This window comes from Qipengyuania soli, from assembly GCF_015529805.1.
Taxonomy (GTDB): Bacteria; Pseudomonadota; Alphaproteobacteria; order Sphingomonadales; family Sphingomonadaceae; genus Qipengyuania; species Qipengyuania soli.
This window is the reverse complement of the sequence record NZ_CP064654.1, coordinates 498,000-524,855: the sequence shown is the minus strand read 5'-3', so window position 1 is coordinate 524,855 and position 26,856 is coordinate 498,000. Positions and strand designations below refer to the sequence as shown.

Annotated in this window: 29 protein-coding genes and 1 tRNA gene; 22 read left to right on the top strand and 8 right to left on the bottom strand. The window is 63.8% G+C overall.

Annotated elements, in window-relative coordinates:
* Positions 1–822, top strand: a complete 822-nt coding sequence (locus IRL76_RS02565; protein WP_200982871.1) for a TrmH family RNA methyltransferase — start codon at positions 1–3, stop codon at positions 820–822.
* Here IRL76_RS02565 and IRL76_RS02560 read toward each other — a convergent pair whose 3' ends face one another.
* From IRL76_RS02560 to recR, 5 genes are all read right to left on the bottom strand, one after another.
* Positions 823–1,518, bottom strand: coding sequence for a hypothetical protein (locus IRL76_RS02560; RefSeq protein ID WP_200982869.1), 696 nt, complete (start codon positions 1,516–1,518; stop codon positions 823–825).
* A gap of 18 nt (positions 1,519–1,536) precedes the next feature.
* Positions 1,537–2,946, bottom strand: coding sequence for a DNA recombination protein RmuC (locus IRL76_RS02555; protein WP_200982867.1), 1,410 nt, complete (start codon positions 2,944–2,946; stop codon positions 1,537–1,539).
* 69 nt (positions 2,947–3,015) lie between these two features.
* A complete protein-coding gene (locus tag IRL76_RS02550; RefSeq protein WP_200982865.1) occupies positions 3,016–3,582 on the bottom strand; it encodes a peptide deformylase in 567 nt (188 codons plus the stop codon).
* 46 nt (positions 3,583–3,628) lie between these two features.
* Positions 3,629–4,279 (bottom strand): DUF2306 domain-containing protein, encoded by a 651-nt coding sequence (locus IRL76_RS02545; RefSeq protein ID WP_200982863.1) that lies wholly within the window; start codon positions 4,277–4,279, stop codon positions 3,629–3,631.
* A gap of 43 nt (positions 4,280–4,322) precedes the next feature.
* Positions 4,323–4,919: a recombination mediator RecR gene (gene recR, locus IRL76_RS02540; protein WP_200982862.1), complete on the bottom strand. Its 597-nt coding sequence runs from the start codon at positions 4,917–4,919 to the stop codon at positions 4,323–4,325.
* 52 nt (positions 4,920–4,971) lie between these two features.
* Here recR and fmt point away from each other — a divergent pair, with 52 nt between their 5' ends.
* The 3 genes from fmt (at position 4,972) to IRL76_RS02525 (ending at position 7,816) form a co-directional block, all read left to right on the top strand.
* Complete coding sequence (fmt, locus tag IRL76_RS02535) at positions 4,972–5,880, top strand: methionyl-tRNA formyltransferase (protein ID WP_200982860.1); 909 nt, start codon at positions 4,972–4,974, stop codon at positions 5,878–5,880.
* A complete protein-coding gene (gene truA, locus IRL76_RS02530; protein ID WP_200982858.1) occupies positions 5,877–6,626 on the top strand; it encodes a tRNA pseudouridine(38-40) synthase TruA in 750 nt (249 codons plus the stop codon). The genes fmt and truA overlap by 4 nt, the downstream gene beginning before the upstream one ends.
* Before the next feature lie 77 nt (positions 6,627–6,703).
* A complete protein-coding gene (locus IRL76_RS02525; protein ID WP_200982856.1) occupies positions 6,704–7,816 on the top strand; it encodes a zinc-binding dehydrogenase in 1,113 nt (370 codons plus the stop codon).
* A 3-nt stretch (positions 7,817–7,819) separates the two neighbouring features.
* On the opposite strand, the gene IRL76_RS02520 is transcribed toward IRL76_RS02525, so the two are convergent.
* Together IRL76_RS02520 and IRL76_RS02515 are read right to left on the bottom strand one after the other, a co-directional pair.
* Positions 7,820–8,797: an asparaginase gene (locus IRL76_RS02520; protein ID WP_200982854.1), complete on the bottom strand. Its 978-nt coding sequence runs from the start codon at positions 8,795–8,797 to the stop codon at positions 7,820–7,822.
* A gap of 50 nt (positions 8,798–8,847) precedes the next feature.
* The gene (locus tag IRL76_RS02515) at positions 8,848–9,522 is read right to left on the bottom strand and encodes an OmpW/AlkL family protein (RefSeq protein ID WP_200982852.1); all 675 of its coding nucleotides are present in this window, start codon (positions 9,520–9,522) and stop codon (positions 8,848–8,850) included.
* A 142-nt stretch (positions 9,523–9,664) separates the two neighbouring features.
* Here IRL76_RS02515 and IRL76_RS02510 point away from each other — a divergent pair, with 142 nt between their 5' ends.
* From IRL76_RS02510 to IRL76_RS02450, 13 genes are all read left to right on the top strand, one after another.
* Positions 9,665–10,366 (top strand): helix-turn-helix domain-containing protein, encoded by a 702-nt coding sequence (locus IRL76_RS02510; protein WP_200982850.1) that lies wholly within the window; start codon positions 9,665–9,667, stop codon positions 10,364–10,366.
* A gap of 79 nt (positions 10,367–10,445) precedes the next feature.
* Complete coding sequence (ccoN, locus tag IRL76_RS02505; RefSeq protein WP_200982848.1) at positions 10,446–12,122, top strand: cytochrome-c oxidase, cbb3-type subunit I; 1,677 nt, start codon at positions 10,446–10,448, stop codon at positions 12,120–12,122.
* 10 nt (positions 12,123–12,132) lie between these two features.
* On the top strand, positions 12,133–12,894 hold the full coding sequence (gene ccoO / locus IRL76_RS02500; protein WP_200982846.1) for a cytochrome-c oxidase, cbb3-type subunit II: 762 nt from the start codon (positions 12,133–12,135) through the stop codon (positions 12,892–12,894).
* Positions 12,891–13,055 (top strand): cbb3-type cytochrome oxidase subunit 3, encoded by a 165-nt coding sequence (locus tag IRL76_RS02495; protein WP_200982843.1) that lies wholly within the window; start codon positions 12,891–12,893, stop codon positions 13,053–13,055. Before ccoO ends, IRL76_RS02495 begins: the two co-directional genes overlap by 4 nt.
* The gene (ccoP, locus tag IRL76_RS02490) at positions 13,045–13,956 is read left to right on the top strand and encodes a cytochrome-c oxidase, cbb3-type subunit III (protein ID WP_200982842.1); all 912 of its coding nucleotides are present in this window, start codon (positions 13,045–13,047) and stop codon (positions 13,954–13,956) included. Before IRL76_RS02495 ends, ccoP begins: the two co-directional genes overlap by 11 nt.
* Positions 13,943–15,508: a cytochrome c oxidase accessory protein CcoG gene (ccoG, locus tag IRL76_RS02485; RefSeq protein ID WP_200982840.1), complete on the top strand. Its 1,566-nt coding sequence runs from the start codon at positions 13,943–13,945 to the stop codon at positions 15,506–15,508. Before ccoP ends, ccoG begins: the two co-directional genes overlap by 14 nt.
* A complete protein-coding gene (locus tag IRL76_RS02480) occupies positions 15,505–15,954 on the top strand; it encodes a FixH family protein (protein ID WP_246449933.1) in 450 nt (149 codons plus the stop codon). The genes ccoG and IRL76_RS02480 overlap by 4 nt, the downstream gene beginning before the upstream one ends.
* Positions 15,951–18,071, top strand: coding sequence for a heavy metal translocating P-type ATPase (locus IRL76_RS02475; RefSeq protein WP_246449931.1), 2,121 nt, complete (start codon positions 15,951–15,953; stop codon positions 18,069–18,071). The genes IRL76_RS02480 and IRL76_RS02475 overlap by 4 nt, the downstream gene beginning before the upstream one ends.
* Positions 18,068–18,220 carry a cbb3-type cytochrome oxidase assembly protein CcoS gene (gene ccoS / locus IRL76_RS02470; protein WP_200982838.1) on the top strand — a complete coding sequence of 51 codons (153 nt, stop codon included), beginning with the start codon at positions 18,068–18,070 and terminating at the stop codon, positions 18,218–18,220. Before IRL76_RS02475 ends, ccoS begins: the two co-directional genes overlap by 4 nt.
* On the top strand, positions 18,217–18,426 hold the full coding sequence (locus tag IRL76_RS02465; protein ID WP_200982836.1) for a hypothetical protein: 210 nt from the start codon (positions 18,217–18,219) through the stop codon (positions 18,424–18,426). The genes ccoS and IRL76_RS02465 overlap by 4 nt, the downstream gene beginning before the upstream one ends.
* 31 nt (positions 18,427–18,457) lie before the next feature.
* Complete coding sequence (gene hemN, locus IRL76_RS02460) at positions 18,458–19,771, top strand: oxygen-independent coproporphyrinogen III oxidase (RefSeq protein WP_200982834.1); 1,314 nt, start codon at positions 18,458–18,460, stop codon at positions 19,769–19,771.
* 169 nt (positions 19,772–19,940) lie between these two features.
* Positions 19,941–20,825, top strand: coding sequence for an ROK family protein (locus IRL76_RS02455; protein WP_200982832.1), 885 nt, complete (start codon positions 19,941–19,943; stop codon positions 20,823–20,825).
* A gap of 116 nt (positions 20,826–20,941) precedes the next feature.
* Positions 20,942–21,017, top strand: a tRNA-Val gene (locus tag IRL76_RS02450).
* Positions 21,018–22,084: 1,067 nt separating this feature from the next.
* On the opposite strand, the gene IRL76_RS02445 is transcribed toward IRL76_RS02450, so the two are convergent.
* Positions 22,085–22,537, bottom strand: coding sequence for a TlpA family protein disulfide reductase (locus tag IRL76_RS02445; protein WP_246449930.1), 453 nt, complete (start codon positions 22,535–22,537; stop codon positions 22,085–22,087).
* A gap of 124 nt (positions 22,538–22,661) precedes the next feature.
* Here IRL76_RS02445 and argH point away from each other — a divergent pair, with 124 nt between their 5' ends.
* The 5 genes from argH (at position 22,662) to IRL76_RS02420 (ending at position 26,848) form a co-directional block, all read left to right on the top strand.
* Complete coding sequence (argH, locus tag IRL76_RS02440) at positions 22,662–24,038, top strand: argininosuccinate lyase (protein WP_200984142.1); 1,377 nt, start codon at positions 22,662–22,664, stop codon at positions 24,036–24,038.
* The gene (lptM, locus tag IRL76_RS02435; RefSeq protein WP_200982828.1) at positions 24,039–24,275 is read left to right on the top strand and encodes an LPS translocon maturation chaperone LptM; all 237 of its coding nucleotides are present in this window, start codon (positions 24,039–24,041) and stop codon (positions 24,273–24,275) included.
* 63 nt (positions 24,276–24,338) lie between these two features.
* Entirely contained in the window at positions 24,339–25,601 is a 1,263-nt protein-coding gene (gene lysA / locus IRL76_RS02430) for a diaminopimelate decarboxylase (RefSeq protein ID WP_200982826.1), read from the top strand.
* The gene (locus IRL76_RS02425) at positions 25,601–26,365 is read left to right on the top strand and encodes a precorrin-2 dehydrogenase/sirohydrochlorin ferrochelatase family protein (RefSeq protein WP_200982825.1); all 765 of its coding nucleotides are present in this window, start codon (positions 25,601–25,603) and stop codon (positions 26,363–26,365) included. The genes lysA and IRL76_RS02425 overlap by 1 nt, the downstream gene beginning before the upstream one ends.
* Before the next feature lie 12 nt (positions 26,366–26,377).
* Positions 26,378–26,848: an SAM-dependent methyltransferase gene (locus IRL76_RS02420; RefSeq protein ID WP_200982823.1), complete on the top strand. Its 471-nt coding sequence runs from the start codon at positions 26,378–26,380 to the stop codon at positions 26,846–26,848.
* Positions 26,849–26,856 lie beyond the last annotated feature (8 nt).

Here is a 26,856-nt window from a genome sequence, read left to right as displayed (position 1 = left end):
ATGACCCTCGAACGCGCGGAATCGCGGCGGGTCATCACCGGCTTTTCCAACCCCACGGTAAAGGCACTTCGCGCACTTCGCGAGAAGAAGCACCGCAAGGCTTCGGGCAAGTTCCTGGCCGAAGGCCTTCGCCTTCTGACGGATGCACGCGAATGCGGCCACGTCCCCGAAGTCCTGGTTCTGTCGACGAGCCGCGATCCCCATCCGCTGCTGGCAGAACTGGAGAAGTCGGTCGAAGCTGCGGGCGGCGAAGTGATCGAAACCAGCCCGGACATCCTTTCCAAGATCACCGGCAAGGACAATGCTCAGGCGGTTGCGGGCGTTTTTGCCGAGTTCGACACGAGTCTGGATGCACTGGACCGCAATGTTGCCGACATCTGGCTGGTCGCACAGGCGCTGCGCGATCCGGGCAATTTGGGCACGATGCTTCGCACAGGCGATGCGATCGGGGCGGGTGGCCTCATCCTGATCGACGATTGCGCCGATCCGTTCAGTGTCGAGGCGGTCCGCGCGAGCATGGGGGCGGTGTTCACCCAGAAGATTGCGCAGGCGCGTTGGGAGGAGTTCGAGTCCTGGCTTCGCTCGGGTGACGGGCAGTTGGTCGCCGCGTCACTGCGCGACGCGCAACCCTATCGCGGGGCACCCTATGCAGCGCCATGCTTCGTGATGGTCGGCAACGAGAGCCGTGGCCTGCCCGAAGACTACGAAATGGCCTGCGACCTGCGCGTCACCATGCCGATGAAGGGACGCGCCGACAGCCTCAACGCCGCAGTCGCGGCGGCAGTGCTCGGGTATGAAGTGCTCGCCAGCCTCGAAGGCTGATCAGTCACCGGCAACGAAGCTGACGATCTGCCAGCCGTCTCCCGCCGGCGCAGCGGTGATGCGATAATCCAAGGGGGAGCGCAGCTTGTCGGTGGCGATGTAACCCTCCTTGCCCGAGCGGGTGGTAACTTTCGCGAAGGGTGCCTTGGGATCGAAGCCGTCAGCGAGTTGCACGGTGTCCCAGGGAATCGTTTCGACAACAGCGCCGGTGGATGCGGGCTTGTCGCGCATGACGACATCGGGTCCCATCGTGACCATCGTCGAAAACGGATCATCGACCCCGAGATCCTGTGAGAACAGCCACGGGAGGACCATGTTGCCGGCTTCATCACGCCCGCAGCCGAGCATCAGAATCTCGTCGAGTTCCTTCCACAGCTGGCCTTCCTCTGCCTCGAGGCGCTCGCGGAACGTGGTCAGGCCGCCACCGCCGCCGAAGTCGAGCTTCACGTCCTTGCTTGTCAGCTTCAACAGCGCATTTGCATCGCGGTCACGCACGGCCTTGCCCAGATCGACGAAGAAGAGTTTCGCATTCGGCAGCTCGACACAATCGTTCTGCGGAGCAAAACGGCCGACGGCGGCCGGCTCTGGCTGATCGGGAAACGCGTCGGCGCCCGATTCCCTAGCGACCGGTTCGTCCGCGCCACCACTGCAGGCTGCAAGCGCTAGCAGGGCCGTCGCCAGCATGAAATTGCGCATGTGATACTCCCGTAAGGTCTAATGATTCCGAGTAGAATCAACCCCCGGGAGCGAGCCGTGTTCCGACAGGTCGTCGTTATTGTAGCGCGGCGTGGCTTCGACCTTGGGCACTTCCTCGATCTCGCGCTTTCCGATTTCGATGCCCTTTTCGGCAAGACGCCGGCCGGAGGAGAGCACATTGCGCTCGAAGCTGCCGACAAACTTGTTGTAGTTGTTGACCGCCGTCTCCAGACCGCCGCCCACGCGCTTCATATGTTCGGCAGCAACAGCAAGTCGATCGTAGAGTTCCGCGCCCGCCTTGCCGATCTCCATCGCTTCCTTGGCGATCGTGTCCTGACGCCAGACCTGTGCCACGGTGCGCGCGATGGCGACGAGGTTGGTCGGGGTCGCCAGCAGCACCTTGTTGCGGAAGGCGAAGTCCCACAATTCGGGATCGGTTTCGAGCGCGGCAGCGACGAAATGTTCTCCGGGCACGAACATTACGACATAGTCGGGCGCCTCGTCGAACTGGCTCTGGTAGCTCTTTGCGCCGAGCGTCTGGACGTGGTTCTTCATCGCCCGCGCGTGAAGCTCAAGATGTCGGGCCTTCTCGCTATCGTCCTCGGCTTCGAATGCGGCCTGGTAGGCGTTGAGCGAGACCTTTGCGTCGATCACCAGTTTCTTCTGGCCGGGCACATGGACGATGGCATCGGGGCGCAGACGGCCCTCTTCGGTTTCCATCGAGTGCTCGAGTTCGAAATCGGTGTGCTCGGACAGGCCGCACTGTTCGAGGACATTCTGCAGCGCGCGTTCGCCCCAGCGCCCGCGCGCCTTGGGGGCGTTGGTGAGCGAGTTGCCCAGGCGCTGCGCCTCGCGCCGGACTTCTTCCTGCCCGGTCTTGATCGACTCGATCAGACCCGTGAGCTGCCCGAAGGCATCGACGCGCTTTGCCTCCAGCGCGCCAACCTGCTCCTCATAGGCCTTGAGCCGCGCACCGACGGGTTCGAGCAACGCCTTGATCTTCTCCTCGCTCGCCTTTTCTGAATGCCCCAGCCGCTCGGCGGCGGCGACCACCAACCGCTCCTGCGCAGCCGACAGCACCTTTGCGCCCGTGTTCTCGAATTCCTTGAGCAGGTTCGTCCGGCTTTCCTCGAGCAGTCGCTTCTGCTCCTCGAAACCGGCACGCTCGGCACGGAAGGCCGCATTCTCCTCGCGAGCCTTGTCGAGCGCCTCGGCAAGATTGTCGGCCCGCGCCGCCCGCTCGGACATGGTGGCAAGCTCGGGCGCCATGCGCGAAAGCTTCTCTTCCGCTGCCTTGGCCTCCGCCTCTGCCGCGCCATGACGAGCCTTCCAGTCGGCCACCGGGCGTGAACCAAAGAAATATCCGGCGAAACCGCCGGTCAGCAGTCCGCCAAACAGGGCGAGAAGATTGAAAAGCATCGGGTCCATCCCGCCACCTTATGCGGAACGGAGAGGGAACGCCAGTGGCGTTCGCGCTGTTTCAACCGAATTGGAGGCTTACGCGGCCTCGCGCATCTTCTTCAGCTTCTTCAGCGCCATGTTGCGCTTCAGCCGGCTCAGGTGGTCGATGAAGAGGATGCCCTCGAGGTGGTCCATCTCGTGCTGGATGCAGGTGGCCATGAGGCCTTCCATGTCCTCCTCGTGGGTCTCGCCCTCGAGATCCTGGTAGCGCACGCGGCAGGTGGCCGGACGGTCCACGTCGGCGAAAATCTCGGGGACCGAGAGGCAGCCTTCCTGGTAGGTCGCAAGCTCCTCCGCCGGGTCGAGGATAACCGGGTTCACGAAGACGCGCGGTTCCTTCTTGAGCGGATAGTGGTGGTGATAGTGGCCGTCGTGATTGCACTCTTCGGGCTCGGCATCGAGGTCCTCGGGCTGGAGGTCGATCACCAGCACGCGCTTGGGCACGCCGACCTGGATGGCGGCGAGACCGATGCCGGGCGCGGCATACATGGTTTCGAACATGTCCGAGACGAGCTCGTTCAGCTCGTCGTCGAATTCGGTGACGGGTTCGGACACGACCTTGAGCCGGGGATCCGGCACTTCGAGGATTTCACGGATAGCCATGCGGGCCAGATAGTCGCGGTTCGCGCTTTATTCAATCCGCGAACGGTCAGGCCTTGCGGGCGAACAGCTTCTTCGCGGTGGGCCCCCAGTTGAGCCAGAGTTCGGTGACGAAGATGGGCAGGAACAGGGTCAACCATTCCTTGGTCGTCTCCTGCAAATCCTCGGTCGGCATCCAGGAAAATACGTCGCCCTGCACCTTGTTGATGATCCGCACCCAAACGAATGCGCCACCCAGCGCAAAGGCGCGGATGGCGAACCTGCGGTGATTGACGAAGTCCCGCCGGCGTGCCGCCTGCCATGCGATGGCGGCGAAAAAGACCCAGGTGCTTGCCAGCAAGGTCAGCGGGATGCGAGAGCCAGGGAGGTAGAGCGTCGAGCCGAGGAAGATGCCGAGCAATCCGGCCACGATACAACCACCGAGAAAGACCCTGCCGAGCCACCTGTGCACCTCTGGTCGCGATTGGCGCAGGCCCGGCATGAACTGGAGCGGTGCGATCAGCAGGATCGGCGAGGCGATTACAGCGTGGCCGACATACCAGACGATGCGGTTCCAGGTCGTCGAACCGTCCTGCAGTTCGGGTGACATCACGTCGCCGACGGAATCGAGCAGGAAATAGATACTGGCGGAAAGAAATGCCGCCCAGAACACGAACCAAGCAGGATGAATTGCCCCCGCCCGCTGCGCCGAAGTCGCCAATCCCGTCACTCCCCCCACGAGGTGCGACCCTCGCAATATGCTTTTATCCTACGGGCCTCCGTGCGCGCAATGCCTGCGCGAGGGTACCTTCGTCGAGGTAGTCGAGTTCGCCGCCGACGGGCAGTCCGTGGGCGAGCTGGGTGATGCGGACCGGGAAAGCCTCCAGCCGCTCGGCGAGGTAGTGGGCGGTGGTTTGCCCCTCCAGCGTCGCGTTCATGGCGAGGACGACTTCGTCGACCCCGCCCTCTTCCACCCGCGCGAGGAGTTTGGCGATGTTGAGGTCCTCGGGCCGCACGCCGTCGAGTGCGGACAGGCGACCCCCGAGGACCTGGTACTTGCCGGTGAACAGCTTCGCCCGGTCGAGCGCCCAGAGGTCGGCCACATCCTCGACCACGCAGAGCGACTTCGCGTCGCGGCGCGGGTCGGCGCAGATGGCGCAGGGGTTGCGCGTGTCGACATTGCCGCAAACGTCGCACTCGACCAGCGCCTCACCCACCGTCGCCAACGCGTCGAGCAATGCGGGCAGCGCCGTCTCGCGCCGCTTGACCAGCCACAGCACTGCCCGCCGCGCGCTACGCGGGCCGAGGCCGGGAAGCTTTGCCAGCGCGGCGGCCAGCGTCTCGATCTCTTGCGATGCCATGCCCCGACAGATAGGGGCCACGGCGGAACAGAGAAAGACCACAAGGCCCTTCATGCGCATAATCTTCATGGGAACGCCGGAATTCGCGGTGCCGACGCTGCAGGCGCTGGTCGATACGGCGCATGAGGTGGTCTGCGTATACACCCAGCCGCCCCGTCCCGGTGGCAGGCGTGGTCGCGAATTGACGCCGACCCCGGTGCATCAGCGTGCCGCTGACCTCGGCATCGAGGTGCGGCATCCCAAGTCGCTCAAGTCGGCAGAAGAGCAAGAGGCATTTGCCGCGCTCGACGCCGATGTCGCAGTTGTGGCTGCCTATGGGCTGATCCTGCCACAGGCGGTGCTCGATGCGCCGAAGTTCGGTTGCCTCAACGTCCATGCCTCGATCCTGCCGCACTGGCGCGGTGCGGCCCCGATCCACCGCGCGGTGATGGCGGGCGATCCGGTGACCGGCGTCACGATCATGCAGATGGAAGCCGGGCTCGACACCGGACCGATGCTCGCCACCGCACGCACGCCAATCGAGGACAAGACGACCGGCGAACTGACCGAGGAACTGGCGGAGATCGGCGCCCAGCTGATGGTTGGAACGCTGATCGACCTTACGATGCTCCACCCGCTCAGGCAGGACGACGCGCAGGCGACCTATGCCGCGAAGATCGACAAGGCAGAGGCCCGGATCGACTGGTCGAAGCCCGCCGACGAAATCGAGCGGCAGGTGCGCGGCCTCGCCCCCTTCCCCGGCGCATGGTTCGAACTGGGCGGCGACCGCGTCAAGCTTTTGCGTGCCGAAATGGCCGAAGGCACTGGCAATGCGGGCGAGGTCATCGATGAACGCATGGCAATCGCCTGCGGCACCGGCGCCATCCGTCCCGTCCGCCTGCAACGCGCGGGCAGGCCGGCGATGGACCTCGACACCTTCCTGCGCGGCAATGCGGTGGCGAAGGGCACGATCCTGACGTGACCCGCTTCGCGCTGACCCTCGAATTCGACGGGACGCCCTTCTTCGGCCTCCAGCGACAGGCCGACGGACCGAGCGTCCAGCAGGCGGTGGAGGAAGCCGCCTTTCGCGTCACCGGCGAGGAGGTGCGGCTCCACAGCGCGGGGAGGACCGATACCGGCGTCCACGCACTCGCGATGCGCAGCCACCTCGACATCGGGAAGGACATCGACCCATTCCGGCTGATGGAGGCGCTGAATGCGCACCTGCGCCCCGATCCCATCGCTGTCACCGCATGCGAGGTGGTACCGGACGACTGGCATGCGCGCTTTTCCTGTATCGGCCGCGCCTATGTCTATCGCATCGCCAATCGCCGCGCGCCACTGACGCTCGACCGCGACCGGGCATGGCAATTGGGCACTCCGCTCGACCACGAAGCCATGCATCGCGCGGCACAGTCGCTGGTCGGACTTCATGACTTCACCACCTTCCGTTCGGCCCATTGCCAGGCGGATAGCCCGATCAAGACCCTCGATCGGCTCGACGTGGAGAGGGACGGAGAGGAAGTTCGCATCCATGCCGAAGCGCGCAGCTTCCTCCACCACCAGGTCCGCAGCATGGTCGGCTGCCTTGCGCTTGTCGGCATGGGCCGCTGGCGCGAGGAGCAGGTGGCCGAGGCGCTGGAAGCGCGCGATCGGCAGGCGCTGGGCCTCAATGCCCCGTCCTGTGGCCTCTATTTCGTGCGCGCGGTCTATCCGTCAAACAGTTGACCTAACGTCAGCCTAGCCAATCGTCCGGCGGAAGCGTAGCGAGGCCTCCATACCAGATTCGAATTGGGAGAATGGATATGCCGACTACCGGAAAGCAGCTTTTCACCACTCTTGAAAGCGACGGTACGCTAACGGTCGAAATCGCCAGCCGCGAGTTTCCCGATCCCACCGGCAACCAGGTCCTGGTCAAGATGGAAGCGGCGCCGATCAACCCTTCCGACCTCGCCATCCTGACCGGCGCAGCCGATTTCGAGAACGCCACCTATTCGCCGGGCAAGGTCGTCGCCAAGATGCCCGAGCCATTCAATTCCGGCCAGAAGGCCCGCCACGGCCAGCGCCTCCCCGCTGGCAACGAAGGTGCGGGCACTGTCGTCGCGACCGGCGACAGCGACATGGCCAAGGCGCTGATGGGCCAGCGCGTCGCCTGCGTGCCCGGCAATGCCTATTCCGAATACGCCATTGCCGATGCTGCGATGTGCCTGCCGCTGGGTGACCACAGCGCCGAGGACGGTGCGTCGAGCTTCGTCAACCCGATGACCGCTCTGGGCTTTGCCGAGAACGCCAAGATGGATGGCCAGAAAGCCATCCTCCACACTGTCGGAGCGTCGAACCTCGGCCAGATGCTGGTCAAGATCTGCCAGGAAGACGGCCTCGGCCTCGTCAACATCGTCCGCAAGCCCGACCAGGCAGAACTGCTCAAGGGTCTCGGCGCAACGCACGTGGTCGATTCATCCGATGCCGACTTCATGGCCAAGCTCAAGGCCGCCATCGACCAGACCGACGCCTTCTACGGCTTCGACCCGATCGGTGGCGGGACCATGGTCGACACCTGCTTCAAGGCAATGGAGCAGGTCGCAGTGTCGAAGATGACCGAATATTCGCGTTATGGCTCGAACCAGCAGAAGCGCATGTTCATCTATGGACGCCTCGACTTCGGGCCGACCACGCTGACCCCGTCTTATGGCTTCGGCTGGACCCTGTCGGGCTGGCTGCTGACTCCGTTCCTCGCGACCGCAGGGATGGAAACGGTGATGCGCATGCGCAAGCGCGTGCTCGACAACCTGACCACCACCTTCGCCAGCAGCTACAAGACCAAGGTCGACCTCGAGGGCATGCTGACCAAGGATGCGATCCTCGACTATCGCCAGATGAAGACCGGCGAGAAGTACCTCGTCCTGCCCAACGGCTGACGACTAACGGCCGTCGAAGGCGCGCTGGATGGCGGCGGGATTCGTCTCGCCGCCGGCAAGCAGTAATTGCAGCAGGATGCGCGCCTTTTGCGGATTGAGCGCACGCGCAGCGACGAAGCGATTCGCCTCGTCCTCGGGCTCGCGGTCGACCAGTCCCTCGTCTGCCCGGCTCGCCCGCACTACGGGAGTTCCGTTTGCCGCCAGCCGGACGATCTCCCGACGCACGCGTTCAGGCATGTTGCCCTCACCCACTCCTGCCACGACGATGCCCCTCGTGTCTGCATCGACCTGCCGCGCGACGTCATCGGCACAGATCGCCGCATGGATGTAGATGATGGCGACCTGCGGAAGGTCGTCGCTCCACGGGAATGCGGCATCGGTGTTGCCCCGCCACGGCGCGCCGAACCATTCGAGCGTCGACGGGGTGACCAGACCGATGGATTCGCGCGGGAAACCGCGGAATGCCTCGGTCCCGCGGGTTCTCACCTTGCGCACGTCGCGTGCGGCGAAGACACGATCGCCCATCACCACCATCACGCCGCGCCCGCTTGCTTGCGGGTCGCCGGCGACGCGCACGGCATTGGCGAAATTGCGCAAGCCGTCATAGCCGACCGCATCGGCCGGGCGCATCGCGCCGACAACGACGACCGGCTTGGTCGCAGGCAGCGTCAGGTCGAGCAGGAAAGCGGTTTCCTCGAGCGTGTCGGTCCCGTGGGTGACGATAACTCCGTCGCAGTCAGCATCAGCCAATGCCTCGGCGATTGCGGGGTGGAGCAGGTTCCACACCTCCGGTCCCATGTCGGCGGAATCGATATTGGCGATCTGGCGCCCCGACAGTTCCGCGCCGAGGCCGAGGACACCGACCTTTTCGAGATACTCGTCGATGGAAATCTCGCCCGCCGTGTAGTCGTTGGCGATTGCCGACCCGGCGATGCCGGCGATCGTGCCACCCGTGGCGAGAACTGTGAGCCTTGTGGTCATGACCCGCGCCGATAGCGCGCTTGGCGGCGCGGGTCACGCGTACTTGTCGGTCAGAAGCGGTAGGCGACGCCCGCACTCAGGACCCAGGGGTCGAGCTTGTGATCGGTCTCGATGGCCAGCGTGTTGCCGACGTACCATTGCGCCGTCGTATCGACGAAGTAGCGCTTCGCATCGAGGGTGATGCCGAAACCGCTGTCACCGACCGGAACGTCGACGCCCGCCTGCAGGACGAAGCCGAATTCGTCGGAAAACTTCGTCTTGGTGACGTTGAGGGGCGCCGGAACCGTGGCTGCGCCCGGCTTTACGTCGACCCACAGGAAGTAGGTCACGCCAGCGCCGACATAGGGCGAGATGCCGCCTGCGTTGAGGTGATATTTCGCCGTGAAGGTGGCCGGAATGACCTTGGCGTTCGAGACGAGTTCGGCGCCGGGCAACCCGGCAACTGCATCGACGTCGTGCTGGGTCATGCAGCAGATAGTCTCGATCGAGACCTCGGGAGTGAAGAAGTATTCGATCGCCACCGTCGGCACGACATTGTCGTTTGCCTTGGTCTGGGTCGCAGCCGGGAGAGGTACGAGATCGACGGGCTTGTCGGTAATCTTTCCGTCCGGAAGCACCGCAGTGCCCAGCAGCTTGACCTGCACCTTGCCGGTATTGTCCTGAGCCTGGGCCGGAGCGGCAAGGAATGCCGTGCCGACCATTGCTGCGACGAGCAGCTTCTTCATCTTCATTTCCTCTGGCGGTGCAGTGGCCGCCCTTTGCGGCCCAGGTTCTTGCAGCGCTCGCCGGATGGCTAGGCGACCGAAATTCTGCCTTCATTGACTTCGATCAAAGATTTGTCGGCAGCCTTGCGCGACTGGCGGATCGATGACGACATTCGAACAGTCCTTCGAGGAATTCTCTTCCCGCTACCTGACGGATGGCGCGGAGCCCGAGTTCCGGCGCAAGGTTGCGTGCCTTGCGCGGCTTGCAGAGGTGTCGCGCGACCAGAATCTCCTCGTCGACGACCACATCGAGCAGTTCGTCTATATTTGCGATGGCTCGACCAAGCTCGTCGCTCACGCATCGCACTCGCGCGACCAGATCGTGGCGTTCCACTTTGCTGGCGACGTCGTCTCCATCCCGGCGCGGCTGCACCACTCCTATTCGATCTGCGCATTGCGCGACGCCACGCTGCTTTCGTTCCCCGGCGAGAGATTCCTAGACATCGCGCGGGAGAATGCCGGAGTGATAGGCAGGTTGTTCGCCGCATCGAGCACTTCGCTGCTACGCTGCAGGGAAAAGACGGTCACGCTCGGCCGGAAATCGGCATCCGAGCGGATCGCCAGCTTCTTGCTGGCGATGGCCGAACGGATCGGGACGCCGGTGGAGCGCGGTATCAGTCTCGACCTGCCCATGTCCCGGCGCGACATCGCCGACAGCCTTGGCCTGACGATCGAGACCGTCAGCCGCCAGCTCACGCTGCTGCGCGAACAGTCGCTGATCGAAACGGTCGGACGCTCCGGCATCCTGCTGCTCGATCCAAATCGCCTCGAGGACTGCGCCGGATACCTGAGCGCGGCCGCGTGAAAACTTTTCAAAAATTGACGCAGATCAATGCGGGCACAGGGGCTCCGTCATACGCGTCGGAAAAATCACGGAGATTTCCATGCAAGCGGAAGCCGCACTCGGCCGGATAGGCCTCTGGTTCCTGATCATGCTGGCGGCAATGGCCGCTGCCGTCGCCGCCGCCGACGGAGGCTTTGCCGCCCACGCCTCGATCGTGGCGGTGCTGGCCTTCGTGATGATCTGGATGAGCGCATCGCGCTTCGATCCGGCGGGCAAGGCCAAGGGCTTCTTCCACATGCCCGACGGGCCGTCGCGCTATGACGACGATCCGATCCGCTGGGGCGTCATCGCGACGATGTTCTGGGGCCTCGCGGGCCTCCTCGCAGGCGTGTTCATCGCCAGCCAGCTCGCGTTCCCGCAGCTCAATTTCGAACCCTATCTCAACTTCGGCCGCGTTCGCCCGCTGCATACCAGTGCGGTGATCTTCGCTTTCGGTGGCAATGCGCTGCTGGCAACGAGTTTCTACGTCGTGCAGCGAACCTGCCGCACGCAGCTGGCCTTCCCGGCCCTCGCCCGTTTCGTGTTCTGGGGATACCAGCTGTTCATTGTCCTGGCCGCCACCGGCTACCTTCTCGGCGTCACCCAGTCGAAGGAGTATGCAGAACCCGAGTGGTACGTCGACCTGTGGCTGACGATCGTCTGGGTGGCCTACCTGATCGTCTTCGTCGGCACGCTGGCCAAGCGCCGCGAGCCACACATCTACGTCGCCAACTGGTTCTACCTCGCCTTCATCGTCACGGTGGCGATGCTGCACGTGGTCAACAACCTGGCGATGCCGGTCAGCCTGCTGGGCGCCAAGAGCTACAGTGCCTTCGCGGGCGTGCAGGATGCGCTGACCCAGTGGTGGTACGGCCATAACGCGGTCGGCTTCTTCCTGACCGCGGGCTTTCTGGCGATGATGTATTACTTCGTCCCGAAGCAGGCCGAACGCCCGGTCTATTCCTACCGCCTGTCGATCATCCACTTCTGGTCGCTGATCTTTCTCTACATCTGGGCGGGACCGCACCACCTCCACTACACGGCATTGCCCGACTGGGCGCAGACGCTGGGAATGGTGTTCTCGGTGATGCTGTGGATGCCCAGCTGGGGCGGCATGATCAACGGCCTGATGACGCTGAACGGCGCCTGGGACAAGGTCCGCACCGACCCGATCATCCGCATGATGGTGATGGCACTGGCGTTCTACGGCATGAGCACCTTCGAAGGGCCGATGCTGTCGATCAAGAGCGTCAACAGCCTCAGCCACTACACCGACTGGACCATCGGCCACGTGCATTCGGGCGCGCTGGGATGGAACGGCATGATCACCTTTGCCTGCGTCTATTTCCTCGTGCCCAGGCTGTGGAAGCGCAAGCGCCTCTATTCGCTGCGCATGATCAACTGGCACTTCTGGCTCGCGACCGTCGGTATCGTCTTCTACGCCGCGAGCATGTGGGTTGCCGGCGTGATGCAGGGCCTCATGTGGCGCGAATACGGCCCGGACGGCTACCTCGTCTGGTCTTTCGCCGACACCGTCGCCGCCATGTTCCCGATGTACGTCATGCGTGCCGTGGGCGGGCTCATGTACCTGAGCGGCGCCATCCTGATGACCTACAACATCTGGATGACCATCGCCGGCAAGCTGCGCGAGGAAGCCCCCATGCGCGACGCCGCCTACGATCCGGAGGCAGACCGCCCCATCGTCGCCACCCAGCCCAGCGCCGTCCCGGCCGAGTGAGAGACCAGCAATGAGCGATACACCCAAGGAACCTTTCGCCGGGCACAAGCGGCTCGAGAAGAACATTACCCTGCTCGCCGTCGCCACCTTCGCGACCGTGGCCATCGGCGGCATCGTTGAAATCGCCCCGCTGTTCTGGATCGATAACACGATCGAGAAGGTCGAAGGCATGCGCCCCTACACTCCGCTGGAGCAGGCCGGACGCGACATCTACATCCGCGAAGGCTGCTATACCTGCCACAGCCAGATGATCCGTCCGTTCCGTGACGAGGTCGAACGCTATGGCCACTACAGTCTCGCGGCCGAGAGCATGTACGACCACCCCTTCCAGTGGGGATCTAAGCGCACCGGACCCGATCTTGCCCGCGTGGGCGGTCGCTATTCGGATGAATGGCACGTCCAGCACCTGACCAACCCGCAGAGCGTCGTCCCCGAAAGCGTGATGCCGCAATACGGCTTCCTCGCGGAGAATGAGCTTCAGATCGGCGATCCCAAGGCCACGCTGACGGCGCTCAGCCGCGTGGGTGTTCCCTACAGCAAGGACGATATCGCCAAGGCCAAGGACGACATGCTCGCCCAAGCCAATCCGGAAGCCGATGCCGGCGATCTCGCCACGCGCTATCCCAAGGCGCAGATCCGCGATTTCGACGGTAACCCGACCCGCCTGACCGAGATGGATGCGCTCATCGCGTACCTCCAGATGCTCGGCACGCTGGTCGACGTCGACAGTGCCGGCCCGATGGAGGAACTCGCCAAGGAGAAGGGCCGGTGAGCACTTACGATACCTTGCGCCACTTTGCCGACGGCATTGGCCTCGCGATCATGTTCTTCATCTTCTTGACGCTCTGCGCATGGCCTTTCCGCCCCGGTTCGAAGGACAAGAACCGCACCGCCGCGACCATGATTTTCGAGGGACAAGACGATGGTGAATAAGCGCGTCGACCAGCCTACGGGCACCGAAACCGTCGGCCATGAATGGGACGGCATCGAGGAACTCAACACCCCGCTGCCGCGGTGGTGGCTGTGGACCTTCTACCTGACGATCGTGTTTGCCATCGGCTATGTGATTGCCTTCCCCGCCTGGCCGATGATCGATCGGGCCACGACGGGCTATCTGGGTTGGTCAAGCCGTGGCCAGTTGGCCGAGGAAATGAGCGTTGCCGACCAGGCGCGCGCATCGGTGCGCGAGCAGCTGGCGCAGGTTCCGATCGAGCGCCTGTCCGACAACAGCGAACTGCTCCAGAAGGCCGTCGCCGGTGGTGCTGCCGCATTCAAGGTCAACTGCGTACAATGCCACGGCTCCGGGGCAGCAGGCAGCCATGAACTGGGCTACCCCAATCTCAACGACGATGACTGGCTGTGGGGCGGTGACCTCAAGACGATCGAATACACGCTGACTCACGGCATCCGCCAGCCGGGTGACGAAGGTACGCGGACGAGCGCGATGCCGCCGTTTGCGGGGGCGTTCAACCCGCAGCAGCTTGACGCATTGGTCAGCCACGTCCTGTCGCTGAGCGGCAAGGAGAAGCCCAATGCCGCAGGTGCGTCGCTGTTCGCGGACAATTGCGCGGCCTGCCATGGCGCTGGCGGCGAAGGAAACCGCTCGCTCGGCGCACCGCGTCTCAACGATGCGATCTGGCTGCGCGGAAGCAGCCGCGAGGCGCTGAAGCAGCAAATCCTGCAGCCGCGCATGGGCGTGATGCCGCACTGGCAGGGCCGTCTCGATCCGGTGACGATCAAGATGCTCGCCGCATATGTTCATTCGCTCGGGGGAGGCGAAGACTTCGTGGAGGTCGCAGCCGATCCCGAGGTGAAGGTTGATGAGCAACCCTGAAGGCCGTGACTGGTCGGCCGTCGTCGACGACGGCGTGACCAAATCCAACGAACCCGTGTCGAGCGCGGTCGCCGATGCCGAGGCGGCGACCCGCCGACACGAACCGCATGAACCGCCGCGCACGACGCTGCCCGAGAAGCTCTACGAGAAGCGCGCTTTCGTGCACAACAAGCGCATCGACGGGCCCTTCCGTCGGTTCAAGTGGTTCGTAATGCTCGTCACTCTCGCGATCTACTACGGCACGCCGTGGATCCGCTGGGACCGCGGACCCTACTCGCCGGACCAGGCGGTCCTGGTCGACCTTGCCAACCGCCGCTTCTACATGTTCGGCATCGAGATCTGGCCGCACGAATTCTACTTCGTCGCAGGCCTGCTGATCATGGCGGGCATCGGCCTCTTCCTGGTGACGAGCGCAGTCGGACGTGCGTGGTGCGGCTATGCCTGTCCGCAGACGGTCTGGACCGACGTCTTCCAGCATGTCGACCGCTTCGTCGATGGCGATCGCAATGCCCGCATGCGCCTCGACGCCGCGCCGTGGACCTGGGGCAAGGTGCTGCGCCGCGCCTTCAAGTGGTCGATCTATCTCGTCATCGGCTTCTGGACCGGCGGCGCATGGATCATGTATTTTGCCGATGCGCCGACGCTGGTGCACGACTTCTGGCGCGGAGAGGCGGCGCCGGTCGCCTACATCACAGTCGCCGTGCTCACCTTGACCACGGTCACGCTCGGCGGTTTCATGCGCGAACAGGTGTGCATCTACATGTGCCCCTGGCCGCGCATCCAGACCGCCATGCTCGACGAGAAGTCGCTCATCGTCACCTACAAGGACTGGCGCGGGGAACCGCGCGGTAGCGTGAAGAAGGCAGCAAAGAACCCGGACCAGTTCGGCGACTGCATCGATTGTACCCAGTGTGTGCAGGTCTGTCCGACGGGGATCGACATTCGCGAAGGACCGCAGATCGGCTGCATAACCTGCGCCCTGTGCATCGACGCCTGCGACCGCGTGATGAAGGACATCGGTCGCCCTCGTGGCCTGATCGATTACGCCACGCTGGAGGATTGCGAGCGCGAGGCGGCAGGCGGCGAACCGCGCCCCGCGTGGAAAGCACTGCTCCGCCCGCGCACGATGGTCTACTTCGGCATCTGGGCAGGCATCGGACTTGCGCTTCTCTTCGCGCTCGGCGTGCGCAGCCACACCGACCTGACCGTGGCTCCCGACCGCAATCCGCCCTTCATGCTGATGAGCGACGGTTCGGTGCGCAATTCCTACACGCTCAAGCTGCGCAACATGGAAAGTCGCCCGCGCCGCATGGAAATTGCCGTTGTTGGTCTTCCCGGCGCCGTGATGTGGACCGACACCGTTGGCCGCGATCAAGCGGCGGAAACCCAGACCGTGACCGTCGCTGCCGACCAGGTCCGCTCGGTCCGTGCCTACGTCGCAGTGCCGACCGGAGCCTCGTCGCAGGAGTTCAGCTTCCGCTTGCGCTCTCTCGACGAGAAGGGCGAGATTGACACCGTCACCACGCGCTTCGATGCGCCGGGAGAAGAATGATGCGCAAGGAATTCACCGGGCGGCACATGACCGCGATCCTGGTGGTAGGTTTCGGTATCGTCTTTGCCGTGAACTTCACCATGGCAGCGCTGGCCACGGAAGGGTTCGGCGGCGTGGTGGTCGAAAACTCCTATGTCGCCAGCCAGAAATACAACGGCTGGCTCGAGGAAGCGCGCGAACAGGACAAGCTCGGCTACAACGCCGAGATTGCTCGCGATAACGACGGGCATTTGGTCGTCAGCACCACCGACGTCCCTAATTTTGCGACCGCTTCTGCCGAGATCCGCCGCCCGCTCGGCACACCCGATGCGCGGACGGTGAAATTCGAGCGTTCGGGTCCTGACGAGTTCCGTTCCAGCGATCCGATACCGGCCGGGCGCTGGACCGTCCGCCTCACGCTTCGCAACTCGGGCAAGGTCTGGGCTCGGGAGGCCCACATCTCGTGAGTGTCCATGCGACCATTGAAGGCACAGCACCGCACCTGGTCGACACGCGCTTCACCGTGCCCGGCATCCGTTGTGCCGGTTGCATAGCGACGATCGAACGCGGGCTAGCCAAGGTCGAGGGTGTGGATTCGGTTCGCGTCAACTTCTCGGCCAAGCGCGTTGCCGTGCGACACGTCGATTCCTTGAGCGACGATGCCCTCATCGGCGCGCTGGAAGATTTGGGTTACGAGGCCCAGCCGGTTGCCGCAAATCCCCTGGCCACGGACGACGCGGAAGCAAAGTCGCTCCTGCGCGCACTAGCAGTTGCCGGCTTCGGGATGATGAACATCATGCTGCTCTCGGTCAGCGTCTGGTCGGGTGCGGGTGGAGTGACGCGCGAGCTCTTCCACTGGCTTTCGGCGCTGATCGCGCTGCCCGTGATAGCCTATTCCGGGCGCCCCTTCTTCTCGAGTGCGCTCATGGCCTTGCGTCATCGCCGCACCAATATGGACGTTCCGATTTCCATCGGAGTGATCCTCGCATCCGGGCTCAGCCTTTACGAGACCGTCATCGGCGGTGAAGACGCCTATTTCGACGGCGCGGTCATGCTGCTGTTCTTCCTCCTTGCAGGACGTGCGCTCGATGCATCGATGCGCAATCGCACGCGGGCGGGGATCGGCGCCCTGCTGTCACGCATGGGCAAGCGCGCGCACATCCTCGGCGCGGACGGTTCGACGAGGGTACTCGACGCCGACGACCTCGAGCCCGGGATGCTGATGCAGGTCGCAGTCGGCGAGGCTCTCGCAGCCGACGGCATCATCGAGAAGGGCGATACGGCGATCGACAATGCCATGCTGACGGGCGAAAGTGCGCCGCAGCCCGCCGCGACGGGAGACGTGGTGCACGCTGGTGCCATCAATCTCGGCAATCCGGTTGACGTCCGCATCACCGCAGTCGCTTCCGACACCGTTCTTGCCGAGATCGCCCGCCTGATGGACGAAGCGGGCCAGTCGCGCAGCCAGTACGTCCGCATCGCCGACCGCGCGTCGCGGCTGTATGCTCCCGCCGTCCATTCGCTCGCACTGCTCGCATTCATCGGCTGGATGGTGGCGGGCGCAGGCTGGCATTTCTCTCTGACAGTCGCGATCGCGGTGCTCATCATCACCTGTCCCTGCGCCATGGGCCTTGCAGTGCCGGCCGCGCAGGTTGTCGCGTCGGGCGCGCTCGCCAAGAAGGGCCTGCTGGTCAAGGACGGGAGCGCGCTAGAGCGGCTGGCCGAGGTCGATACGGCACTATTCGACAAGACCGGCACCTTGACCCTCGGGGAGCCTGTGCCCAACATCACCGCGCTGAGCGACGAACAGAAAGCGATAGCCATGGGCCTCGCACAGGCAAGTCGCCACCCGCTGAGCCTAGGCCTGTCCCGTGCCCTCGCGGCGGAAGGGGTTGTCCCCGCGGAGATCGAGTCGGTCGTCGAAGAGAGCGGTTCAGGGGTCACCGGCCGGATCGGCGGAAGAAAAGTCGCTCTTGCGCGCTCGTTCGTCGCTACCGAGGGTCCCTCTACTGCGCTCCAGATCGACGGGGCGTCCACGACCATTGCATTCACCGACCAGCTCCGCCCCGACGCGAGGGAGGCACTCGCCCAGCTCTCGCTGATGGGTGTCGAGAGCCGCGTGATTTCCGGCGACCGATCTTCCGCGGTCGACGCGCTCGCCGCGAAGCTCGGCATTGCCGGTCAGGGTGAAATACGCCCGGAGGGCAAGCTCGCCTTGCTGGAGGAACTGCGATCCCGCGGTCTTCACCCGTTGATGGTCGGTGACGGGATCAATGACGGCCCTGCCCTCGCCGCCGCCCATGCTTCCATCGCTCCCGGCACGGCGAGCGATGTCAGCCAGCAGGCCGCCGACGCAGTGTTCCTGGGCCGCGGGCTCATGCCTGTCGCCCATGCCGTGCGTGTGGCTCGGCGGACAATGAGCATCGTGCGGCAGAATTTCGGTTTCGCTATCGGCTACAATATCCTCGCCGTTCCACTCGCCCTGCTGGGCATGGTCACGCCGCTGATCGCCGCCATCGCCATGTCGCTGAGTTCGCTCGTGGTCGTCGGAAACTCCCTCCGCTTGGCGAAGGAAGGACGATGAACGGTCTCACCTTCCTGATCCCCATCGCGCTCGGCATGGGCGCTCTGGGCTTGGCAGCCTTCTTCTGGGCCATGCGCGATTCCCAGTTCGAGGATCTCGATGGCGCAGCGCAACGCATTCTGATCGACGATCCCGAGGACCAGCAATGAACGCGGTCGTGCTCGGCCTCGCATCGTTGCTGCCGTTGATAGTCGGTCCGCTCCCGCCGGCTCAGCGGTCGATTACCGCCGCCTTATGCAACGGCGGGCAGATCGAGATTCCCGTTAAGCAGCAAAAGCCGGAACCGGCGCTCCCATGCGCCGAAAAGGCTTGTCATGCAGGTTGCAACCGCAGGAAGTTTGATCTGTCGCAATGACCGGTGCCGGGAATGCGGCGCAGATGGCCGCATGTGGCCCTATCATCCCGACCTGCTCGCTACGCCCGTCCCGCGCTATACGAGCTATCCCACCGCCGCCGACTTTGGCGAAATCGCAACCGCCGACTACCGCGCAGCCCTCAAAGGAGCGGCAGGCGAGGTCTCGCTCTATTTGCATATCCCGTTTTGCGAACAGATCTGCTTCTACTGCGGCTGCAACACCGGGCGCGCCAATCGTCGCCAGCGCCTCGAATCCTACCTCGCGGCCCTGCACACGGAGATTGAGACCGTGGCTTCGTTGCTTCCACGGGGCGTGCGGGTTGGCCGCATAGCTTTCGGGGGCGGCAGTCCAAACGCAATTTCACCCGGCGAATTCGCTATTCTCACCGACCGCCTCGCCGATCATTTCGACCTTTCCGACCCGATCATTTCGGTGGAACTCGACCCAAGGACCATGAGCCGCGACTGGGCTGCCGCACTCGGGGCGGCGGGCGTCACTCGCGCAAGTCTCGGTGTGCAGACCTTCGCACCGCATTGCCAGACCGCCATCGGCCGGGAGCAATCGGAGGATACGATCCTGCGCACCGTCGACTGGCTGCGCGAGGCGGGTGTGACGTCGCTCAACTTCGATCTGATGTACGGTCTGCCAGGGCAGGACATGCACGATCTTGAAGACACCTTGCACCGCACACGCGTGCTCGGTGCCGACCGGATAGCACTCTTCGGTTATGCCCATGTGCCGCACATCGTGCCGCGCCAGAAGGCGATCGATGCGACCAAGCTTCCCGGCCAGAGGGAACGCTTCGACATGGCGGCCTTCGGCTTTTCCTACCTCGTCACCCACGGGTACGCACCGGTTGGCTTCGATCATTTCGCAAGGCCGGGCAGCGATCCGCTGGCGCACGCGGCCATGTCCGGCAAATTGCGTCGCAACTTCCAGGGATTCACCGACGACCCGAGCGATGTGCTCATCGGCTTGGGCGCATCGGCCATCAGCAGCTTCCCGCAGATGCTCGCACAAAACGAGAAGAACGGCGGTCGCTACCGCATGATCGCATCGCAAGGCCAGCTGGCGGCCAATCGTGGCATATTGCGGACCGCGGATGACCAGCGTCGCGGCGCGATCATCGAGCAGCTCCTGTGCCACGGCCGCGCAAGACTGGACACGAGCCACCTTCCTGCAGCCAGAGAGAGGCTGGCACCATTTATGGAGCGCGGCCTCGCATCGATCGACGATGAATGCCTGACCATTATGGCAGACGGACTCCCCTACGCTCGAACAATCGCTGCTACTTTCGACCGGTATCGCGGCGAAACGCCAGGCAGGTTCAGCACCGCAGTCTAGGAACCGCCCCGCGAACGGACTGGAATACGCGCGCATCGTTTGGCATGGAGCAAGGCACCGATTGCTCTGGGGGGGCCAGAGCACCCTGTTGTCGCCGGAGCTCAGACTTGCGAACTACTGGTCATGTTGAGTGGTGGCACACTGAGCGTTCGCAGAATGCCTTCAGCGCATGAGCAACAACTGGCCCCTATATGGCGCGATCGAGGCCGGTGGCACGAAGTTCGTCCTGGGCACGGGCACCTCGCCGATCAATCTAACCGCAAGGCACACGATACCGACCCGAACGCCCGGCGAAACGCTTCCCGAAGCTGCAGCGTGGTTCCACAACCAGGGCAGACTTTCGGCAATCGGAATTGCGACTTTCGGTCCTGCCGTAGTCGATCCGAAAGACGGACGGTGGGGCAGGATCACCAACACCCCCAAGCCCGGCTGGGCCGATTGCGACCTTGCAGGGTTCTTCGGCCGTGAATTCGGCGTTCCGATCGGTTTCGACACCGACGTCAATGGAGCGGCGCTGGCAGAGAGCCGGTTCGGTGCCGGCGAAGACGCCAATTCGCTTGCCTATGTGACCGTCGGCACGGGGATCGGCGGGGGCCTCGTTCTCGATGGCAAAGCGGTCCATGGCGCAGCACACCCCGAAATGGGCCACATTTTCCCGCGCCGGCACGAAAGCGACGCGGCATTTGAAGGCGTTTGTCCCACACATGGCGACTGCCTCGAGGGCCTCGCTTCGGGACCAGCCATCATGAGGCGCTGGGGGAAATCTCTCTCCGAGCTCCCCGAAGATCACGCGGCACATGCGGTCATAGCGCACTATCTCGCTCACCTCTGTCACACGATCTTCGCGATGTCTTCGGCAGAGGTCATCGTGTTGGGAGGGGGCGTCATGAACACGCCAGGACTGCTCGATCGCATAAGGGCCACGGAAAGGGAGTTGGATCGCGGCTACCTTCCCGCCGCCGCCATTCACAGAATAGTCAAACCGTCGCTTGGCGATGATGCCGGCATTATCGGAGCGCTTTGCCTGGCAATGGAGGCAGATAAGGGTCGGTAAACTTCGAGACCGTCTCGGTTTGTCGGCGGCCTCAGAGCATTTTGTTGCCCTCGCCGCTCCGTCTTTGGCTTGACGCAACGCCAATCCCGGCTAAATCCGCGCCTCTCCACGAAGTGGGGCGCTTAGCTCAGTTGGTAGAGCATCTCGTTTACACCGAGAGGGTCGGCGGTTCGAGCCCGTCAGCGCCCACCATTTGCGGTTTTCCCTTCCAGAACTGAATGATAGCTCGTGGAACCAGAGCAAGGCCTGCGAGATAGGCCGGCAAAACAAGAAAGCCCCAATAAAAATTGTCTTCGCGCCCGACAAAGCAAAACAGGATGGCGAAGGTCGTAAATACGATCAGCGGGCGCTTGTCGCTCAGGATCGCCCAGCCGAGGAACGGCAGGATTGCCAGTGGCCCAGACACCCAGTTGGGCAAGAGGCGCAGGAGGGTCAGGGCGAGAATGTCGTTCAGGAAAGCCTTAGGTCCGAGCAACCACAGCCATCCGTCGGAGGCCTTGTCGGTGTCCGTGGTTAATTGTGCGACGGCGTGATAGTGGGCAACAGTTCCAGCAAGGAAGGCCGCCCCCAAGATAGTCCAGGCAATCGTTTCGGGCCAACGTTGCCGGTAAAGCGACAAGGCTCCGAAAAGAGCGGCAAAAACGATGGCATGCTCGCGGATTGCGAGTGCCAAGGCCGCAAAGAGCCAAGTCGGCCACCATCTTTCTTCGGAATAGGAGACAAGTGCAAGCGACAGCAACAGGCCTGCCCAAAGGTCATGCAGGTAGGCCATGCTCTGATCGAAAGCTAAAAAGCCTCCGACCGCCAGCAGAACCCCCGCCACCGCTCGTTCGGCCGGGGTTCCGGGCATTCGTCCCACCCAGGCAAGGATATTCGCGAAGAGGAGTAATACCGTCACGTAGTGCGGCGGAACCAGGGTTGTCAGATAAGCAAGCGTCGGCATGCGGACAGTGCTCGCCGGCTGCAATGGGAACTCTGCCTGCCTCTGGTGCCTGATGGCAGCCTCATAATAACCCTCGCCGGAACGGACGCTCTCCGAAATCTGCTGATAGAGTTCGAGATCCGTTACCGGGACATCGACTTTGCCTGTCCTTTCGATCGGAGCACCAGTGGCCCCTGCCCATGCCAGCGCAAGCAGAACGACCAAGGTCGTCAGCAATTTGCGAGTGAAGCCAAGCCGCAGGTCGCCCATGAACAATAGCTACGTGCCCGTGCCGGTCCGATCAATCGGGTTTCCGGGATCATGCCCCGTCGATGGATCAGTCGGCCAGCAGTTCCTGCTCAATCGCCGCCCTCGCCTCCTCGCTCGACCAGTCGAAATCGCCGGTCACGCGCCAGACCTCTTGGCCAGACGCGTCGTAGAGCACGGTCATGGGAAGCGAGCCACCGCCCAGCGCAAAGCCTAGGTTCGCTTCCGGATCCATCCAGGATTCAAGGTAGCGATACCCACCCTTTGCAAAGAACGGTCCGACCACTTCTGCTCCCTTGGCGTCTTGGCTCACCGTGATGACGTGCAAGCGATCGTCGTAGTCGGATGCCAGTGCATCGATCAGCGGGAGCTCCTTGACGCAAGGCGCGCACCAGGTCGCCCATAGGTTTACAAGCACGGGTGTGCCCTGGAGTGCTCCGAGGTTTAGCTCGCGCCCTTCGAGATTCCTTAAAGTCGTCGCAGGCATCAGCGCTCCTGCCTGGTTTCGGTCGATCTCGCCCATTGGCGCGGGTTTAGCGCTGCTTTCTTGCGCCTTGTCCGGTGCGTCCCTATCGCAGGCGGCAACTGACAGGCCAAGGACGACAGCAAGCGTGAGCGACAAGCGGGACAATTCGGGCTCCAATGCCATGTGGGGCGGCAGGTTCGCCGAGGGACCTAGCGCGATCATGCGCGAAATCAACGCCTCGATCCCTTTCGACAAGGCGCTCTGGCGTCAGGATATCGCTGCATCCAAGGCGCATGTGGCAATGCTCGGCGCACAAGGCATCGTCAGTGCCGAGGACGCGACAACCATTTCCGCCGGTCTGGACACAGTCGCCGCAGAGTATGAGCGCGACGGGGTACCCGAGAACTGGGACCTTGAAGATATCCATATGACGACCGAGAGCCGGCTTGCCGAACTTATCGGCCCGGTGGCAGGACGTCTCCACACGGCGCGCAGTCGCAACGACCAGGTCGCCACCGATTTCCGCCTGTGGGTGCGCGACGCAATGGACCAGGCCGATGCCGGGCTGGAGGCCTTGCAGCGCGCGCTCGTGATGCGCGCTGGAGAGCACGCCGACAGCATCATGCCCGGCTTCACCCATTTGCAGACTGCGCAGCCCGTGACCCTCGGTCACCACCTGATGGCCTATTACGAGATGATTGCACGTGACCGCAGCCGCTTCGCCGATGCGCGGCGGCGCATGAACGAGAGCCCGCTGGGAAGCGCAGCGCTGGCCGGAACGGGCTTTCCCATCGACCGCGATGCTACGGCCGCAGCGCTCGGCTTCGACAGGCCCACGCGCAACAGCCTCGACGCAGTGTCCGACCGCGATTTCGCGCTCGACTACCTGATGGCAGCAAGCGCCTGCGCGCTGCATCTCAGCCGCCTGGCGGAGGAGTTCATCATCTGGGCCAGCCAGCCCTTCGGCTTCGTCAAACTGCCCGACACCTTGTCGACCGGCAGCTCGATCATGCCGCAGAAGAAGAACCCCGACGCCGCCGAGCTGGTGCGCGGCCACGCGGGACGCGTCATCGGCTGCGCGACCGCACTGATGATCACGATGAAAGGCCTTCCCCTCGCCTATTCGAAGGATATGCAGGACGACAAGCCGCCGGTTTTCGAGGCAGCGGGCCTGCTCGCGCTCAGCATTGCCGCGATGACCGGCATGGTGGCCGACACGACTTTCGTGACGTCGCGCATGCGGCACGCCGCCGAACTCGGATATGCGACTGCGACCGATCTGGCCGACTGGCTGGTACGCGAGGCGGATATTCCTTTCCGCGAGGCGCATCACATCACAGGGGCAGCAGTGAAACGCGCCGAGGCCGATGGCGTCGCGCTCGATCAATTACCCCTCGATGTGCTGAAGGCAATCGACGCGCGGATCGACGAACGAGTGTACAAGGCACTCTCGGTCGATGCTTCGGTCGCATCGCGATCCTCATATGGCGGGACCGCACCCGTTCAGGTAGAAGCGCGTGTGGCTGAAGCCCGCAAGGCTCTGGGAATGGACGACTGAATGAAGAATCTGGCTCTCCTCGCTCTTGCCTGCGTGCTGGCCGCCTGTGGCCAGAAGGCCGACCTTACCCCGGCCAAGGGTGCATCACTGCCGCCGGCACCCTACGGGACCGAGGTCCAACCCAGTTCGGCCGATCTGCTGGCTGTCGATCCGCAGGCGGCGCCCGACCGCAGTGTCGAGCTGCGCACGCGGTCCGAGGAACGCCAAGACGACCCATTCGACCTGCCGCCCGAGTAACTACTTGCCCGTCAAGCAAGCCTTGCTCGACGTGGCGCGTTCCTTTGGGCAGGGGCGCTGACCATGGACCATTTCCAGATACGTGATGGCGTCATGCATGCCGAAGACGTGCCCCTGCCGCGGATAGCGGAAGAGGTTGGCACGCCGGTCTACGTCTACTCGCGCGCCACGCTGGAGCGCCACGCGCGCGTTTTCCGTGATGCGCTTTCGGCCCTCGATCACCCGCACATCGCCTTTGCCGTGAAGTCGAATCCCAATCTGGCCGTGCTCAAGGTCCTTGCGAACGAGGGTTATGGTGCAGACGTCGTTTCGGGGGGCGAACTGAACCGTGCGCTAGCCGCCGGCATGAAGCCGGAGGACATAGTCTTCTCTGGCGTCGGCAAGACCCATGCCGAACTGCTTCAGGGTCTCGATAAAGGCATCGGCCAGTTCAATATCGAGAGCGAGGAAGAAGGGTACGAGCTCGCGGCAATTGCGCGGAGGCATGGTCGGACGGCCGCATGTGCCCTCAGGGTCAACCCTGATGTCGATGCCCGTACGCACGAGAAGATCTCCACCGGAAAGCGCGAGAACAAGTTCGGTGTCCCGCTGGACCGAGCGGCAGAGATCTATGCGCGCCTCGCAAGCGAAGAGGGCATCGAGATGCGCGGCATTGCCGTGCACATCGGGAGCCAGCTGGCGGATCTCGAACCGTTGGAGACCGCATTCGGCAAGGTCGGTGCTTTGATCGGCGAAATCAGGGCCGCCGGCTTTTCCGTTACCCACGCCGATCTGGGCGGTGGGTTGGGCGTCCCCTACAAGGCGGGCGAGGTGCTGCCATCTCCGGCGGACTACGGGGCCATGGTCGCGCGCGTCACCAAAGGCTGGGACGTCCGCCTGATGTTCGAACCCGGACGCGTGATCGCGGGCAATGCGGGTATCCTGCTGACCCGCGTCATCCGCTCCAAGCGGAGTGGTAACGGGCCGCCCTTCGTCGTGGTCGATGCGGCCATGAACGACCTGGCTCGCCCTGCGATGTACGGCGCGTGGCATGATTTCGAGGCTGTCGAACCCACGGGCGAGCGCATGACCGCGCATATCGTCGGACCGATCTGCGAGACAGGTGACACCTTTGCCATGGACCGGGAGTGTGACGCACTCGGCGCAGGCGACCTCGCCGTCTTCCGCACAGCGGGTGCCTATGGTGCGACCATGGCATCGTCGTACAACTCGCGCGGCTTTATTGCCGAGGTTCTGGTCGACGGCGACAAGTTTGCCGTGGTCGCGGACAGGATTGCGGCAAGCGCCATCATGGACGCCGAGCGCGTGCCGGAGTGGCTGCTCTGATGCATTCACTGCCGCTCTTCCACCGCATCGCGGGCAGCCGCGTGGTTGTGGTCGGCGAAGGAGACATGGTAGAGGCTAAGGCACGACTGGTCGAACGTGCCGGCGGCATACCCTGCGGCGAGACCGAAGCGCATCACGCAAGGCTGGCATTTGTCGCGCTGGACGATCCTAAGGCTGCGGAAGCGACCGCCCTGCGCCTCAAGCGCGCTGGCCTGCTGGTCAACGTCGCAGACAGGCCGGAGTTCTGCGACTTCACCCTGCCGAGCGTGCTTGACCGCGACCCCGTGCTGGTGGCTGTGAGTACCGGCGGGGCATCCGCGGGCCTGGCCAAGCACCTGCGGCTGCGGCTGGAACGCTTCTTGCCACAGACACTGGGCGAGCTTGCGAATGCGCTCAACTCGGCGAGATCGGCGCTTCGCAGCCGTTTTCCCGACGCTGCGCATCGCCGCCAGGCGCTTGACGAGGCCTTGGGTGAGAATGGTGCGCTCGACCCTCTGGCTGCGGGAGGAGCCGAGCGTGTCGCCGAGTGGCTCGCTGGCAACGCTAGCGTAGGGAGCGACCGCATCGTCGATCTGACCCTCACCAGCGACGACCCGGAAGACCTGACGCTGCGGCAAGCGCGGCTCCTCGGCATGGCCGACACGGTCATCCATGACGAAGGGGTTCCCGTCACGATCCTGCAGCGGGCGCGAGCCGATGCCCTTCGGCGCAAGCTGCCCTGCGACCCGCCGGAAGAGGGCCTCACCGTCATCCTGCGCACCTGAAAGCGAGGCACCATGGACTACATCGTCAAACCCATTGGCCATGTTCGGGGTGGTCGCTCGATGGCAGTTGACGATGATTGGGCGAAGGAACGCGCGACGATCGAACTCGACGACACGCAATTCGGCCCCGAAGCCCTCGCCGGCCTGGACGATTTCAGCCATGCCGAAATCATCTTCCTCTTTGACCAGGTTGCTCCGCAAAAGATTGAGAAGGGCGCACGCCATCCGCGTAATCGCAGCGATTGGCCACTGGTGGGCATCTTCGCGCAGCGCGGGAAGAACCGCCCCAACAGGATCGGACTCACCACCTGCCAGATACTCGCGATCCATGGTACCCAGCTCGAAGTCGCCGGGCTCGATGCCATCGATGGAACACCTGTCCTCGATATCAAGCCGGCAATGCGGGAATTCCAGCCTCGCGGCGAGCATCGCCAACCTGACTGGGCAAGCGAACTAATGCAGGATTACTGGCACGCCAGCTGATACCTCGG

Excerpts from the sequence above, each read along its gene's own strand:
- IRL76_RS02565 (WP_200982871.1), top strand. The coding sequence starts at position 1 with ATGACCCTCGAACGCGCGGAATCGCGGCGGGTCATCACCGGCTTTTCC.
- IRL76_RS02560 (WP_200982869.1), bottom strand. The coding sequence starts at position 1,518 with ATGCGCAATTTCATGCTGGCGACGGCCCTGCTAGCGCTTGCAGCCTGC.
- IRL76_RS02555 (WP_200982867.1), bottom strand. The coding sequence starts at position 2,946 with ATGGACCCGATGCTTTTCAATCTTCTCGCCCTGTTTGGCGGACTGCTG.
- IRL76_RS02550 (WP_200982865.1), bottom strand. The coding sequence starts at position 3,582 with ATGGCTATCCGTGAAATCCTCGAAGTGCCGGATCCCCGGCTCAAGGTC.
- recR (WP_200982862.1), bottom strand. The coding sequence starts at position 4,919 with ATGGCATCGCAAGAGATCGAGACGCTGGCCGCCGCGCTGGCAAAGCTT.
- fmt (WP_200982860.1), top strand. The coding sequence starts at position 4,972 with ATGCGCATAATCTTCATGGGAACGCCGGAATTCGCGGTGCCGACGCTG.
- IRL76_RS02525 (WP_200982856.1), top strand. The coding sequence starts at position 6,704 with ATGCCGACTACCGGAAAGCAGCTTTTCACCACTCTTGAAAGCGACGGT.
- IRL76_RS02520 (WP_200982854.1), bottom strand. The coding sequence starts at position 8,797 with ATGACCACAAGGCTCACAGTTCTCGCCACGGGTGGCACGATCGCCGGC.
- IRL76_RS02515 (WP_200982852.1), bottom strand. The coding sequence starts at position 9,522 with ATGAAGAAGCTGCTCGTCGCAGCAATGGTCGGCACGGCATTCCTTGCC.
- IRL76_RS02510 (WP_200982850.1), top strand. The coding sequence starts at position 9,665 with ATGACGACATTCGAACAGTCCTTCGAGGAATTCTCTTCCCGCTACCTG.
- ccoN (WP_200982848.1), top strand. The coding sequence starts at position 10,446 with ATGCAAGCGGAAGCCGCACTCGGCCGGATAGGCCTCTGGTTCCTGATC.
- ccoO (WP_200982846.1), top strand. The coding sequence starts at position 12,133 with ATGAGCGATACACCCAAGGAACCTTTCGCCGGGCACAAGCGGCTCGAG.
- ccoP (WP_200982842.1), top strand. The coding sequence starts at position 13,045 with ATGGTGAATAAGCGCGTCGACCAGCCTACGGGCACCGAAACCGTCGGC.
- ccoG (WP_200982840.1), top strand. The coding sequence starts at position 13,943 with ATGAGCAACCCTGAAGGCCGTGACTGGTCGGCCGTCGTCGACGACGGC.
- IRL76_RS02480 (WP_246449933.1), top strand. The coding sequence starts at position 15,505 with ATGATGCGCAAGGAATTCACCGGGCGGCACATGACCGCGATCCTGGTG.
- ccoS (WP_200982838.1), top strand. The coding sequence starts at position 18,068 with ATGAACGGTCTCACCTTCCTGATCCCCATCGCGCTCGGCATGGGCGCT.
- IRL76_RS02465 (WP_200982836.1), top strand. The coding sequence starts at position 18,217 with ATGAACGCGGTCGTGCTCGGCCTCGCATCGTTGCTGCCGTTGATAGTC.
- hemN (WP_200982834.1), top strand. The coding sequence starts at position 18,458 with ATGTGGCCCTATCATCCCGACCTGCTCGCTACGCCCGTCCCGCGCTAT.
- IRL76_RS02455 (WP_200982832.1), top strand. The coding sequence starts at position 19,941 with ATGAGCAACAACTGGCCCCTATATGGCGCGATCGAGGCCGGTGGCACG.
- IRL76_RS02445 (WP_246449930.1), bottom strand. The coding sequence starts at position 22,537 with ATGGGCGAGATCGACCGAAACCAGGCAGGAGCGCTGATGCCTGCGACG.
- argH (WP_200984142.1), top strand. The coding sequence starts at position 22,662 with ATGTGGGGCGGCAGGTTCGCCGAGGGACCTAGCGCGATCATGCGCGAA.
- lptM (WP_200982828.1), top strand. The coding sequence starts at position 24,039 with ATGAAGAATCTGGCTCTCCTCGCTCTTGCCTGCGTGCTGGCCGCCTGT.
- lysA (WP_200982826.1), top strand. The coding sequence starts at position 24,339 with ATGGACCATTTCCAGATACGTGATGGCGTCATGCATGCCGAAGACGTG.
- IRL76_RS02425 (WP_200982825.1), top strand. The coding sequence starts at position 25,601 with ATGCATTCACTGCCGCTCTTCCACCGCATCGCGGGCAGCCGCGTGGTT.
- IRL76_RS02420 (WP_200982823.1), top strand. The coding sequence starts at position 26,378 with ATGGACTACATCGTCAAACCCATTGGCCATGTTCGGGGTGGTCGCTCG.